At 37.4% G+C, this 14365-nt stretch carries 15 protein-coding genes; 3 read left to right on the plus strand and 12 right to left on the minus strand.

Features of this window, described 5'->3' with window-relative positions:
- Window positions 1–261 precede the first annotated feature (261 nt).
- Entirely contained in the window at window positions 262–1986 is a 1725-nt protein-coding gene (locus NXS00_RS26465) for a tetratricopeptide repeat protein (RefSeq protein WP_258102319.1), read from the minus strand.
- A gap of 175 nt (window positions 1987–2161) precedes the next feature.
- Between NXS00_RS26465 and NXS00_RS26470 the strand changes: the two genes are divergently transcribed.
- Both NXS00_RS26470 and NXS00_RS26475 read left to right on the plus strand, forming a co-directional pair.
- Window positions 2162–3622 (plus strand): alpha-L-fucosidase, encoded by a 1461-nt coding sequence (locus tag NXS00_RS26470; protein WP_258102320.1) that lies wholly within the window; start codon window positions 2162–2164, stop codon window positions 3620–3622.
- A gap of 54 nt (window positions 3623–3676) precedes the next feature.
- Window positions 3677–4483: a ThuA domain-containing protein gene (locus NXS00_RS26475; RefSeq protein WP_258102321.1), complete on the plus strand. Its 807-nt coding sequence runs from the start codon at window positions 3677–3679 to the stop codon at window positions 4481–4483.
- 1 nt (window position 4484) lies between these two features.
- Here NXS00_RS26475 and NXS00_RS26480 read toward each other — a convergent pair whose 3' ends face one another.
- The 6 genes from NXS00_RS26480 to NXS00_RS26505 all read right to left on the minus strand — a co-directional run bounded on the left by NXS00_RS26480 (window position 4485) and on the right by NXS00_RS26505 (window position 8385).
- A complete protein-coding gene (locus NXS00_RS26480; protein ID WP_258102322.1) occupies window positions 4485–5564 on the minus strand; it encodes a PP2C family protein-serine/threonine phosphatase in 1080 nt (359 codons plus the stop codon).
- Window positions 5565–5575: 11 nt separating this feature from the next.
- Window positions 5576–5881, minus strand: coding sequence for a hypothetical protein (locus NXS00_RS26485; RefSeq protein WP_258102323.1), 306 nt, complete (start codon window positions 5879–5881; stop codon window positions 5576–5578).
- 20 nt (window positions 5882–5901) lie between these two features.
- Window positions 5902–6276: a hypothetical protein gene (locus NXS00_RS26490; RefSeq protein ID WP_258102324.1), complete on the minus strand. Its 375-nt coding sequence runs from the start codon at window positions 6274–6276 to the stop codon at window positions 5902–5904.
- Window positions 6277–6591: 315 nt separating this feature from the next.
- Entirely contained in the window at window positions 6592–7677 is a 1086-nt protein-coding gene (locus NXS00_RS26495; protein WP_258102325.1) for a PP2C family protein-serine/threonine phosphatase, read from the minus strand.
- 3 nt (window positions 7678–7680) lie between these two features.
- Window positions 7681–8004, minus strand: a complete 324-nt coding sequence (locus tag NXS00_RS26500) for a hypothetical protein (RefSeq protein ID WP_258102326.1) — start codon at window positions 8002–8004, stop codon at window positions 7681–7683.
- 3 nt (window positions 8005–8007) lie between these two features.
- Window positions 8008–8385 (minus strand): hypothetical protein, encoded by a 378-nt coding sequence (locus NXS00_RS26505; protein ID WP_258102327.1) that lies wholly within the window; start codon window positions 8383–8385, stop codon window positions 8008–8010.
- Window positions 8386–8544: 159 nt separating this feature from the next.
- On the opposite strand from NXS00_RS26505, the gene NXS00_RS26510 reads away from it, so the two are divergent.
- A complete protein-coding gene (locus tag NXS00_RS26510; RefSeq protein WP_258102328.1) occupies window positions 8545–9114 on the plus strand; it encodes a nitroreductase family protein in 570 nt (189 codons plus the stop codon).
- On the opposite strand, the gene NXS00_RS26515 is transcribed toward NXS00_RS26510, so the two are convergent.
- The 5 genes from NXS00_RS26515 to NXS00_RS26535 all read right to left on the minus strand — a co-directional run bounded on the left by NXS00_RS26515 (window position 9115) and on the right by NXS00_RS26535 (window position 14264).
- Window positions 9115–11652 (minus strand): TonB-dependent receptor plug domain-containing protein, encoded by a 2538-nt coding sequence (locus tag NXS00_RS26515; RefSeq protein ID WP_258102329.1) that lies wholly within the window; start codon window positions 11650–11652, stop codon window positions 9115–9117.
- Window positions 11653–11667: 15 nt separating this feature from the next.
- Entirely contained in the window at window positions 11668–12570 is a 903-nt protein-coding gene (locus tag NXS00_RS26520; protein ID WP_258102330.1) for a FecR family protein, read from the minus strand.
- A 48-nt stretch (window positions 12571–12618) separates the two neighbouring features.
- Entirely contained in the window at window positions 12619–13146 is a 528-nt protein-coding gene (locus NXS00_RS26525) for an RNA polymerase sigma factor (RefSeq protein WP_258102331.1), read from the minus strand.
- A 315-nt stretch (window positions 13147–13461) separates the two neighbouring features.
- On the minus strand, window positions 13462–13833 hold the full coding sequence (locus NXS00_RS26530) for a DUF1304 domain-containing protein (protein ID WP_258102332.1): 372 nt from the start codon (window positions 13831–13833) through the stop codon (window positions 13462–13464).
- A 95-nt stretch (window positions 13834–13928) separates the two neighbouring features.
- Window positions 13929–14264, minus strand: coding sequence for a single-stranded DNA-binding protein (locus NXS00_RS26535; RefSeq protein ID WP_258102333.1), 336 nt, complete (start codon window positions 14262–14264; stop codon window positions 13929–13931).
- Window positions 14265–14365: the final 101 nt, after the last annotated feature.

Consider the following 14365-nt stretch of genomic DNA (forward strand, 5'->3'; position numbering starts at 1 on the left):
CCTTCACTAAAAGTTGAATCTCTATGGAAACAAAGACAAATTGTAAGTCTATTACAGGACAATCGAAAATTGTAAATTAATAATAGGACTGTATGTTAAACCTGTAAACTTATTTTAGGACGATACAGATCGACCAGATCGACTCCCTGCCTTGCCGGCAGGCAGGCTTCTGGGTGTACACTTGCAATAAGCTCCTTGATTAATTTCAGGGAGCTTTTTTGTTATCATAGGCTCTTGTAGAAAAGATGAAAAGGCCTTTTTTTATTCAAATTTCTTAATAGCTTCATTGAATTCTTCTTTGAACTTACGCGAAACCGGCAGTTCTTCACCATTTTTCATTTCTACTTTGTCAGCAAACTTTACTCTAACCTCCTTGATATTGATGATATACGATCGATGGATCTGAATGAAGAAGTCAGGAAGTACTTCCAAAATATCCTTCAGTTTGTTTCTGTCAACTTCAGGCTTTGGTTTGTTCTTCAATGAAAACTCCAAATAGTGTCCATCAGATTTAATGGAAACAATCTCTTGGGCTTCGAGAATAGCTTTGCTTTTGAGTTCGATGATTTGAGTCCGCTGCTTCTCAATTTCCTTTTGAAGGTCTGCTTTTTCTTGCTCTTGAGATACGAGCGTTTCATTTGATTTTTGGTTAATTCTGAACAATATAAAAGCAACAATCATTAACAGGGCTGCAGCACCTCCAAAAATGATCACTTTGTTGCTTGACTCAACAACCTCTTTGTTTTTGTCGTCAAGCTCCGCTTCAGTCACTGCTAACAAATAGTTTGCCTTTGCTTCGGCAAGAAAACGTTCTCTTTTTGAGTTAGCTGGAGATTCTCGTTCTCGATCAAGTTTGTTAATATATTCCTTTGCCAGCTTTAAACTATCTAAAGCAGTGTAGGCATCAATTAACGCATGATAAATTGCTGGTTTCATATTGCTAAGAGGAGGCTTGTTGGTTGCTGTTTCACCAAGCAGAAGCGCATCTATTGCATCATTGTATTTTTCTGTTTTTAATAGATATTGTCCATTTAAAAAATGAAATCTGAAATCTCCGTCCATTGGTCGAACAGGAATCAGGTTTTTTAAGTCTGATAACAATTCAGGGATTTTATCAAATTGTTCCAGTTCTAAATTACATTCTACCAGATTCGATATGGCGGTAAATTCACCCGAAGGATACTTGACATCTTGGGCTATTTTTCGCCCTGCGGTAAAGTATTGAAATGCTGAATCTAGTTGACCATTTTTACTATAGGAAATGGCCAAATTATTATAATAAACTGCTTTCGGAGGAATAGGGGGTGCATTGTTGATCGCTACCTTTTTTAAAGTTGAAATGGCTTGATCATACATTTCCATTTCGTTGTAAATGTGAGCAATGTTCATCGCAGTGTTAATCTGGGTAAATGCATTCATTGAGTCTAGCCGATAAGCTGCTTCTAAATGTTCTAATGCTTTTGCGTAATTACCAGATTGTCTATACGAACTTCCCAGGTTTCCGTGTGTAGATATTTTTCCCTGAATGTTTGTATTAGGAAGAGTTTCAAGAATTTTGTTATATAAATAGATCGAGCTATCAACTTCTCTTAAACGTATATAAGACAATCCTAAGACATTTAATGCTCTAAATTCAATCTCATCATTCATCTCATGATACAGATTGGCGGCTTTTTGCAAATAGGGTTTGGATTTTGCATATTCTCTTGCCTTGAAATAGCCAACTCCGTGCAGAAAATTACTTGACGCTATGAGCAATTTTGGATCGTTAGCTGTTTGTGCTACAATTTCGAGACTATCTGCTATTGACAACACTTCAGCGTGTCTATCGTTGGGTAATGCATCGCCATATTGATTAAAAGCTCGGAGCTTCGCTTCATCCGTTTCGGCTTTGCTAATGGCTTGCTTTAGTGATTCAAAATCTGGTCGTTGAGCCATGATCAGTGAACTACATGCGATCAGCATTAAATAGATGAATAACTTCATTTATTTCTTGAGTGGTTGGTTGAATACAATAATTGATCGTCAAACATTTGGGGGATGGACGAAAATAGAACATTCAGATTTAAAAATTGAAACGCATACAACGATTTCGATAATTCTGGTTTCACATGTTATGGCTGAGTTCGATGATTAAGGATAGTTTTATCTAAGTTTGGTCATGATCAAAAAAATCTTGCAACCACTTTATTATTTTGTTTACCCATGTGTTTTACTCATAGCTTCATGTTCTACTGAGATAAAGCCACCGTCTCCTGTTTATCCGATTCCCTCTCCAGAACAAATGCAATGGCATGAAATGGAGATGAATGCTTTTATTCATTTCACCATCAACACCTTTACTGATAAGGAATGGGGATATGGTGATGAGTCGCCAGAATTGTTTAATCCATCAGAGTTGGATGCCGAACAGTGGGTGAGTGTGTTGAAGGAGGCAGGTTTCAAAGGAATCATATTAACCACAAAGCACCATGATGGCTTTTGTCTCTGGCCTTCGGAATTTTCTGATCATGACATTGCCAATAGCCCATATAAAGGAGGAAAAGGTGATATCGTCAAAGAAGTAGCAGATGCTTGTAAGAAGTATGATTTGAAATTTGGTATCTACATGTCTCCATGGGATAGGAATAGGTTGGATTATGGTGACAGTACCTACGTAACCTATTACCGAAATCAACTGCAAGAACTGTTTACTAATTATGGAGAGGTCTTTGAAATGTGGTTTGATGGAGCCAATGGGGGAGATGGTTACTATGGAGGAGCTAATGAAGTGCGTAAAATTGATAGGGAAGTTTACTATGATTGGCCTTCAACATTGGCTTTGGTTCGATCTATACAGTCTGATGTGTTATTTTTTAGTGATGGTGGGCCAGATTTACGCTGGGGTGGTAATGAGCAGGCTAGAGCTGGACAGACCAATTGGAATCCTATCACTACAGATACACTGCATGCTGGTAAGTCAGGAATTGAAAACTTACTCAATACAGGTTCCGAAAATGGTGAGAGCTGGGTTCCTCTTGAAGCCAACACTTCTATACGGCCAGGCTGGTTCTATCACCAGAGTGAAGATTCACTCGTTAAGTCACCTGAAAAACTCTTAGATATTTATCTTACCTCAGTAGGTAGAGGGTCTACATTGTTGCTAAATATTCCTCCTGATCGAAGGGGTTTAATTCATGAAAATGACGTGGCAATCTTAAAAGAATGGAGGGCACTTCTTGATCAAAAATTTTCGAATGACCTGGCTAAAAATGCTGTCATAACTTCTAATTCTTTTAGGGGAAATGATGATCGGTTTACTCCTGAAAATTTGATCGATGGGGATGTAAATACCTATTGGGCTACTGACGATCAGGTTACTTCTGGAGAAATCATCCTTGAGTTTGATTCTGAAAAAACAATCAAGTATGTGCAGCTTCAGGAGTATATACTGTTAGGTCAGCGAGTGAAAGCCTTCTCTGTAGAGGCAAAAGTCGGGGGTGATTGGGAAGAAGTAGCTGCCGGCACTACTATTGGTTACAAGCGAATAGTGACGGTTGATTCAGTTGAAACTTCTGCATTAAGAGTACGAATTTTGGATTCCAAAGCGAGTCCTGTACTCAATAATCTTTCAGTTTATTGAAATACTAAATACTTATAGTTAATTTGACTATAACTTTTGATTTAAGACCCTAAAATGAAAGACAACAGAAGATCATTTCTCTCCAAAGCGGCTATGTTAGGAATCGCAAGTACAGTGCCATTTCATATGGATGCCAAACCTAAATCCAAACCACTTCCTTCCCTGAAAGGACGAAAGGTTTTGTTTGTTTACGGAGGTTGGGATGGTCACCAGCCGCTAGAATATCGGGATTACATGGGAGAATGGTTAAAATCAGAGGGAGCTGAAGTAACTCTTTCTGATTCACTGGATTCATATCTTGATGTGGAGTTGATGAAGTCAGTTGATTTGATTGTTCAGATCTATACCATGTCACAGATCACCAATGAACAGGAAAAAGGACTAGTAGATACTGTAAAAGCAGGAGCTGGTATTGCTGGATGGCATGGTGGACTTTGTGATGCTTTTAGAAACAATGTGGAGTATCAGTTCATGACAGGAGGTCAATGGGTCGCTCATCCAGGTGGAATCAAAGACTACAATGTAAAGATTCTAAAAACTGGAGATGAAGTTACAGCTGGTTTGAAAGACTTCTCCATGAAAAGCGAGCAGTATTATATGCATGTAGACCCTAATGTGAAAGTTTTAGCCACGACAAAGTTTGATGGCCATGTCAATGAATGGATCAATGGATGTGTTATTCCGGTTGCATGGAAAAAGAGCTATGGAAAGGGAAGAGTTTTTTATACGTCTCTGGGACATAACCTTGATCATTTAACGAGTGTACCAGCAGCTTTGGAAATGTTGCAGAGAGGAATCAAATGGGCAAGTGCCAGTAAGTACGAGGCAACCGAAAAATTGGTAAATCCTATTTACGGTTGATTTAAATAGCCATGCCAATTAAGGTGATATCATCATATTGCATGTTGTCACCTTTCCATTTCTTGATTTCTGAGAGATAATATCGAGCATCAAAATCTTGCTCATCTTCAATCATTTTCAGAATGCCTTTACTTCCTAGTTTTTTCTTATCTGCAGCATCAAACTGATCAGATAAACCGTCAGTAAATCCATATATACCGGTCACATTTTTCATTGAAAAAGATGTCTTTGCAATAGATTTTTCAATGTTCTCGTAGGTGATTACCTTTTTTGATTTAAGGAGTTCTATGCCATCTTCTCTTTTGATAAACGCAGAGATACCCGTAGTACAAAAAGTAATAAGCTTGCTTTCGTGATTGAAGCAGAATAGACCAATTTCAGCTCCAATACCGTAATCATCCGAACTCGTCTGGTTGTATTTATTCAATTGATCATAAAAATTGATCAATACTCTATCAACATTTTGTGGGTCAAAATCGAAAATGGATTGATTTAGCAAAGAATTGCAGACCATAGATGTCATGGCTCCCTCCACGCTATGACCAGTACAGTCAATTATAGCCAACAGCGTGTTGTTCCCCTTTCTTGAATACCAATAGAAATCACCTCCTACAACATCCTGCTGTTCATGCACTACAAAGAAATTTCTGAATTCTTTAGCAATTTCATCTTTCTTGGGAAGAATCAATTTCTGAATTCTTACGGCATCCAGTAACTTTAAATCACTCTTTTCACTTGACTCTTCTTTTGGTAAATGTGATTCGTGGTTCTGGTTTGATTCAATTTCTTCCGCGATTAAATCTTCAATGAATTTGAACAGAAGCGCATTGTTTTCCTGTTCATTGTGTATGATCAGGTTATGGTTTTGACCAATAGGTTTTACGAATAATTGACTGTTGTCAGTTAGTTTGATACTTAAATCTGTAAACTGAAAACTGCTTTGATCGAGCCATTTTAGCCAATTAGTCGCCTTTTCGCTCATCAGATCCTGAAGACTTAAGAAACGAACATTAGAATCCAGCATATGAACGCTTTTCAAATTCGGAAAATTTTCTAATATGATGGATTCTATTTTGTTCATTCTAGTTGTGATTAAGCAAATTTTTTCAAAGTACTCTTCACTTTAATGTGTAATAGTGCTTTGTTGTATACTTTGGTTTTATCTAATGAAAGTACTGCCATTTTATGATCTGATCTTTGAATGAAATACTCCTGATTATCTGTTTCCAAATTCATCTGGGACATGTCCTGAAGACAATCCATTTCATCTAAATTCGAGACAAGAGTTGCACATTCATTAGATTCTAATACCTCAAATTGATGAGTATTAATATTATAAATGTTAAACTCTTTGATGACCTTAAACTCTTGTTTTAAGGATAACAATTGATCTCTCATAATTTAAAGAAATACCAATATTAGAGTTTTGCTTGAATCTCTTTCTTTCCTTTAGCCACGACTGCTCTTAACAGTGCTAGGTTTGCTTTCTTTTTGTCAGCAGCTAAGTAGATCATGTGTGTGCCTTTGTCCGTACAGTTGATCAAATGATATTGTGTGTCCAAAGTAATTAAGACATCATCAATTTTATCTTTCAATCCCAAAGCCTCAATTGCTTTGAGTTTGGATTTGATTACTTCTACATTATATGCACTTGCAATTTCAGGGTCTAATGATCCATCAGAGTAAGACCCTAGTGACATACCAGAAGCAATTTCTACAACAGAGATTGCATGAATTCCATCAGAGCTGTCCTTTGCAGACTCGATGAACTGGTTGATAACATTTTTTGGCATTGGATATTTTGTTTAGGATTTTGTAATTAGAAATAACAACAAATCTTATCCCTAAACTGGTTCGGCTTGCAATTTACAAATACCTAAAAGAATTACGTAGGTGATTCACGGATTATTCGATGAACTATATTTCATCTACTGATGAGATTAATCAATTATGTGATAATTGTGATTTCATTAAGTTCACAAATCTGGTAAGCTAAACTAACCATTGTGATCGATTGAAGACCTCTGGAAAGGTAACAAATAAAAAAGGTTGCCTTGAGTTCATATCAAGACAACCTTAGTTTGAAAACTATGTATTGGATGATTGACCTATATCGCTAAACCCATGAAGGTCATATCGTCATATTGCATGTTGTTTCCTTTCCAGCTATTCAACTGACTTCTATAATAGTTAGAGTTGAATTCGCCTTCAGATTCTATTATACGTTGTACTCCTTTTCTTCCTAGTTTCTTTTTGTCCTCTGCGTCAAACTGATCACTTACTCCATCTGTAAAACTGTAAATTCTTTCTATTCCTGTCATGTTAAGGCTTTGATCCACTAGCGTTTCAGATAAATGTTCAAAACTCATTGTCTTTTTAGGCTTTAGTAACTCAATGCGATCCACATACTTGATAAATGCAGGAATTCCGGTTGAACTGAATTTGATAAGTTGTTCATCATAGTCTAAGCAAAACAGTCCAATTTCCGCTCCAACACCATAGTTTCCTTCTGTTTCAGCAGCTTGTTGGTTGTAAATGTTTAGTTGTTCATAAAACTCCGACAGTATTACTTTCGGAGAGTTTGTAGTATCGATAGATGTGAGTTGATTTAGGATGGTATTTGCAATCATGGAAGTCATAGCACCTTCCAGACTATGTCCGGTGCAATCTACTAATGCTAGATAAATTCTGTTTCCTTTACGCGTATACCAATAAAAGTCACCGCCAACAACATCTTGTTGCTGGTGCACTACGAAGAAGTTTTTAAAATGCTTTCTGATGTCCTCCTCTTTTGGGATTATCATTTTTTGAATCCTAACAGCTTCTTGAAGTTTAGGATCTACTTTAACCTCTGTGTGATTGATGATTGTTTGAGGTGGTGTTTCTATGGTGCAGTCTAGATCGAGTAAGAAACTAATCAAAAGGGTCGTGTTCTCTGATTTGTTGATAACCAGGAGTTTACGATCATTGTCCACTTTCTTTATGAAAAGTTGGGCTTTGGAGCCTACATGTATTCTGCTGTAATTAAGATCATGTTTGGATGTTCGTATCCATTCTAACCAGTATTCTAGTCCAGAAATATCGTTGGTCTGCTGTAGTACTGACTCATAGGTATTCAAATCGTTTCTATCTACTATGCCGCAGTAGTCTAGATTGGGGAATTGATTTGTAATTGTTTGGACTAGTTTTTTCATGGATTAAGCGATCTTACGTTTTTCTAAATCATGCAATGTTGATTTCGATTTTAGAATTAGAATAGGTTTGTTGAAATTAGCTAAGGAGTTGATTTCCATTAACATGATCAGATTTGCTTTGCCTTTCAAAACAAAATACGCTCCTGATTCTACTTCTAAAAACATATATTCCAAGGACTCTAGTGCTTTGGAATCAATTATTTCTTCAATGAAATCTAAATGATCTCGATTCGACTCCAAAAGTTCGAAATCGCGACTATCCGTGTTATAAAGATTAAGATTCTCTATAACACGGAATTCGCTCTTTAGTTCTTGAATGCGTCTCACGACTTACAAGTTTTTCTCAATTTCTTGAACACCTTTGTTTATCAATGCTCTTAACATCGCCAGGTTAGCTTTGTTTTTGTCAGCAGCTACATAAATCATGTGAGTGCCCTTAGATGTACAGTTGATTACATGATATTGGGTGTTAAGTGTAATCAAAATGTCATCAATGGTTTCTTTAAGTCCTAATGCATCAATCGCCTTTAGTTTCGACTTAACCACCTCTACATTGTACGCACTAGCAACGTCCGGATCTAGTTTTCCATCTGAAAATGCACCTAGTGACATTCCTGAAGCCATTTCTACTACAGATACAGCGTGAATTCCGTCAGAACTATCCTGAATCGTGTTAATGAATTGTTGTACAAAATCTGTTTTTGCCATTTTACCTTTATTAAAATTTGTTAATGTTTTATCGTATTTGATAATGCAAATGTGTTTGGAACTATCCATAGGTATTTCTCTTATTCGGTGAATGATGTCAAATTCAAGTTGGTTGACATTTTATCTCTGTTGTTTGTGAATTCCTGATAGTTTTGCAAAATGACTATAGAAGAGGTTCACGCGTTGTTGCAGAATAGAAGGTCTGTATACCCAAATCAATACCTGGAAAAGGTAATTCCAGATCAATTAATTAAGAACATACTAGAGAATGCCAACTGGGCACCAACACATAAATTGACCCAACCCTGGAGATTCAAAGTGATGAAAGGGGAGGTTCAAAAGAAGTTTGGAATCTTTATGGCAGAAAAATATAGATCCATAAATGAATTAGAATCATTTTCAGTTGCTAAGTATGAAAAGCTGAAAATGAACCCTCAAAAAGCTGGTGCCATCATTGCTATTTGTATGCAAAGAGATCCTAAAAATCGCGTTCCGGCATGGGAAGAGATTGCAGCTGTTGCCATGGCGGTTCAGAACATGTGGATTACAGCTTCAGCTTATGGAATAGGTGCCTATTGGAGTACGCCAGACTTGTTGGAGCACTTTGGTGAATTCGAAGCGTTGGAAGATGGAGAACAGTGTATTGGACTTTTTTACATGGGGTATGCAAACATCCCAAATGTTCATCCTCCAAGAACTCCAATGGAAGAAAAAGTAAAGTGGCTTTAATCACCATTCAATGGTGACCATCAGGTTGGGGGCAAAGCCTAGTGCATCACGATCTACAAAGTTTGGATTGCCAGCACTTGCACCTGCTCTTACAACCTGATCTGTTAGATTTTCTTGATTGTAAATGTTGATAAGTGATAGGCCAATGGTTGAGGACCACTTGCGATTATCATTTTCGGGTAGATTGTAGGAGGCGGACAAATCCCAGAAATGAACCATTGGATAGCGAATAGCTAAGGAAGTAAACGGATCCCTAACATTTCTTCTTCCTTCATAAAACTGTCGACGTTTGTACGCTAACTCAGCAGAGTTGCCCTCTAGGCCGGAAGCTATCCTCCAACCAGTAGATAATTTGAAATTGTTTTTGTGGAATGAAAGGCCAATATTGGCACTATGTGGTTGACTGTAACGGCTATTGTAAGTTGCGGTATCCATTAATACTTTAAAGTCCGTATAAGAATAACTAACCCAGCTATCTAATTGGTTGTTAATTCGTTTTTTAATAAAAAAGTCAAAGCCTTTTATTTCGTGATCATTTTGGACGAAAAATTCATCCTCAGCTAGTCTATTTGCTGTATAATAGGCTAAATTATTCGCTCTTTTATAGAATGTCTCCATATCAATTACCCAGTCTTTTTTGGACCAGGTAAATCCAAACATTGATTGACTTCCTGAGATGGGTTTGCTGTATACTTGATCGGCAAGGACCCATACTTCATTGTCAAAACCGCCACTGCTAAACTCTAATCCTTTTACCTGGCTTAGATATTGAAAGTACAGACCAGTTGTTCCTTTGAAGCTGAATGAATTAGAAACGGCATAATTTGCGAATAGCCGTGGAGCAAAACTTACATCATTGATGAGATTATAGTAATTCAAACGGGATCCAATTTGCACGTACCACTTTTCCCAATTGTTAAAGCTGTAGTTCAGATACGGGCTTACTGTAGTTGCTATTTGATCGCTTGATCTTATATAGTCAGGATTTGTACCTGTACTGGCTCCTTTATATCGATCAGCGACATTTTGTTGTCTATATTCTAATCCAAAATCAAATTGATTTTTGTTTGCCATTACCCAGCTCAATTCTTCTGACAATGCCAAATCCAGAATAGTATTTATGGAGAAGGTTCCTCGGACGTCTGTAGCTTGGCTATTGATTGCTTCATTTGCTAAAAATCGTAAATCATAATGGCTGTAAGAGAACTCTAGATTAGAAGTGAGTTGTTGATTAATCTTATTGGTCCACTTTGCACTCAGTCCAATATTTGAGTTGCTAGTTTGTTCAGGGATTGTTGGGGCGTTTTGGTCAGTAACTTCATATTCAATGAGAGAATTGGCATAAATGGAGGAAATATACAGGTTGTTCTTTGTACCTATTGGAACATTCAAGCTTGCCTGATAATCTTCAAAAGTCACCTCAACATCCGTTAAGAGTTCGCCAGTGTTTACATTAGAGACTGCAGAGCCAGCATAGACCATTTCAGTTATAGCTTCTAACTTCGGGGATACGAATGAGGTAGGGAAAGATCTTCTGACTCCAATACTCAAACCTGCTTTTTTATCCAGTATTGGGGACTGCAGATAGCCCATTGCGAACAGACTGTTCATTCCCAATCCTCTTGATGTTTCATTGTCTTCACCGCCATCTGTTTTTATCTCAATAGCTCCACCAACGCGTCCACCCATTCTGGGATGAAATCCATTGCGATGTACTTCTACTTCCTCTACAATTTTTGGGTTGTAGGGAGATATAGTACCAAAATAATGTCCACGACTATAGATTGGGATATTGTCTAACATTACATAAGACTGATCCGTAGAGCTTCCTCTTATGTATAGATTCCCAGCTCTATTGTCAGGAGTAGAAATTCCGGGTAGAGCAGATAACGAAGCAAAAATATCTCCATCCGTTTCTCCTGGCAGCAGAGGTAATGATCCTAGGTCTATGTTTACGCTTTGATTGGCCGGATTAAGATCAATTCCTTCAGTAATGTAATCTCTGATTAGAACGGTATTGAGCTCGATGAAAACAGGTGTAAATGAAAGTTGAAATACACGATCATTTATCAATTGAATAAAAGAGATTGTTTTTGCTTCATATCCAGGTGCATAAATGCTTAAAGTATCTTTAGTGGTAGGTAGATAGTCAAATTCCAGACTTCCTTTATTGACCCGACTTGGAATGGCTTTGCCATTCACCAGCACACTGCTAATTTCAGGGAAAAGAGGCTTTTTGCTTAGAGAGTCTGATAATTGGATCAGATAAACGGACTTACTCAGGGTAATGATATAGTAGTTATTGTCCAGGTTTTGAATGGATAATGGGTAGTTGCTCTCTAAATAGTTGGATAGGGAATCAATGGATATTTCATCGAATGTACCAGAACTTATTTTGCTCAGTAAGTCTACATCAAACGATATATTGAGATGCTGCTGAGAGGCATATTGAGTAATGGCATCATTGAGTGTCTGTTGGTTTTGGCAGACTGCTGTCACTACCCATAGGAACATTCCGATGAATATAGTTGAACGCATTGGTTAGAGTGCTAATTACTTACTTAAGGTAACTTTTTTGTCTTTGATTGTGAAAGAAATACCCAGTGGGTCAAAAACAATTTTCAGTGCTACATTCAAATTGTTTTTAGGGAATGTTCCCGTATATCTTCTTTCCAGATTGATAGTACCTGTATCAAACGTAATGTCGAATTCTTTTTCTAAAGACTTGATCACTTGTTTCAGCGGTGCATTTGTAAATGAAAGCTCTTCTTGAATCCATGCAGGCTTATCAGAGGTGACTGGGATCATGTCTTCCCATTGATTATCGTGGAAAAGATAGCTTTCGCCACCATTTACAATCACTTCACCAATTGAAGTGCTTGCTCGTACTTTACCTTCAAAGCAGATGACTTCCATAGACTGATCAAATACATCAACTGTAAAGGTTGTTCCTAGAACAGCTACAGTACCTGTGGAGGCCTCAACGGTAAATGGATCGCCTGGGTCCACTTCAAACAAAGCAGTTCCCTTCATTTTAACAGGTCGTTTGCCTTTTTTCCATTTACCTCGGTTCACAATCAATTCACTACCTGGTGATAATGTAGCTTTAGACTTTCCATCTGGCAATATCACCTCCAAATTGCCATTGTCAGCATAATAGGTTTTAGTGTTATTAAAGAACAATAACCAGGCACTCACGGTAAGGATGGCAACAACAGAAGCGGCAATAGAAAGTGGTTTCCACCAATCCAGTTTTCGTGTAATGGTTTTAGGTTCAGCGAAAATATCGTTGATATCTACTCGGAATTGGTCACTATTGACAGGTTCCCATTGATCAATTTCAGACGTAATCTGCTTGTACTTGCTGAGATCTGTTTCTCCAACTACACTTTTTAGCTCGTCATCGGTGATTTCACCATTGAGCCATCTTAGGATATGTTCGTCTTGATTTGCCATCTGTTTACCGCTTTGATTTTACAACGAGCTTGTGTTGAAAAACCCTACCTAGATTTTAAAACTAGTTAATTCGTCAAGATTTTCTTTAAGACTTTTCAGTGCAGAAGTGATGTGTTTTTCTACAGTTTTAATTGAGAGCTCCAGAGCATCAGCTATTTCCTGGTTCTTCATTTTGTCAATTCTGCTCATCAAAAACACCACACGTTGTTTTTCTGGTAAGGATGATACTGCTTCCTCCAATCTTTCTTTGAATTCACCTTCCTCATAAATGTATTCAGGGTTTCGTTCCATCTGAGATTCCGAGATATTTTGGCGGTGTTGAAATTTTAAAACTACCTTCTGATGATCATAGTCATCTAAAAACAAACGATTTGCTACTGTAAACAAGTAGCTCTTTGCTTTGTCAAATGTAACCTTGCTGCAGTTGTGCCAAAGTTTGATAAAGGCATCCTGAGCAAAATCTCTAGCTTTCTCCAGGTCTCCAAATTTGTAGAACAGGAAATTGCGAAGGGGCGCTTCGTGTGTGCGGTGAACTTCCTGAAATGTCTGTTCCTCACAGACAGTGCGTAAGTTCATATAATTGCGTTGTTGAGTTTGGTATTAGCTTCAAAAATAAGAATTCTCTTTAATTCTGAACCCAATTAAGGTGTTATTTTAATTTCCGTGTTTAACTCATTCAGTTATGAAAAATTCCTGATCATGTTGGTATTTGCAGTTTTCATACTGAATTTTAGATTTTTTTGAAACATTTCTCTAAATTGAAAGGAATTAGCGGAATTTCTTACAACAACCAGCGTAACTATTATGAAAACAGCAAAAGTAATCACTACTTTAATTCTTATTGGATTGATCGTATTCGGAGTTTTGGGAGGTACTACGATCTAACCAAACTCATTTTAAAAATACCAATATAATAAGCGTAATCAGAGCAGGCATTGCTTGTACGTACAGGATCTTGCGCGACGCAGTTAGGCCTCCATACAATCCTGCAACTGCAACACAGGATAAGAAGAAAATACCAACGTTTTTAGACCATTCTGGATTTTGAATGAGTAGAGACCATATAAGTCCTGCTGCAAGAAAGCCATTGTATAATCCTTGATTGGCTGCTAGTGTTTTCGTTTTCGGAAACAACTCAGTAGGAAATGCCTTAGATCCAAAGACCTTCACTCCACGTGTAGTCCAGGCAAACATTTCTAAATACAGCACATAAATGTGAAAAACGGCTACCAGGCCAGTTAGTATCTGAATGATTAGGTTCATGAGTTTGTCATTTGCCGTCAAGTTAGAAATATTTTGACATAAAAAAACCCTGAGCTTATGCTCAAGGCTTTCAGTGGAAAATAAGTTGATGTGAATTATTGCTTCTTATCCAGCATCAACAACTCATTTAGGCTGATCTCAGTAATGTATTTTTTTTCACCATTGCTTTCATAAGATCGGTTTACCAATTTGCCTTGTACGGCTACTTCACTCCCTTTTTTCAAGTAGTTTTCTACTACATCTACTTTTTTGCCCCATATCACAATGTTGTGCCATTGCGTGTCTTCTACTTGCTCACCTTTATTGTTTCTGTATTTTTCGTTGGTAGCGAGTGAGAAGGAGGCCATGCGCTTGCCACTGTCAAAAGTTTTGATTTGAGGCTCATTTCCTAATCTACCGATAAGCTGTACGTGATTTTTCAAATTTGTCATGATAGTAAAATTTTTATGGTTTTAAATAAGGTCTCTGATTGGCAGATAATCCGATCGTAAGACTGTTGTCGAATTGACGATTGCAAAGTAAGAGGAGGGTG

This window comes from Marinoscillum pacificum, assembly GCF_024714495.1.
Lineage (GTDB): Bacteria > Bacteroidota > Bacteroidia > Cytophagales > Cyclobacteriaceae > Marinoscillum > Marinoscillum pacificum.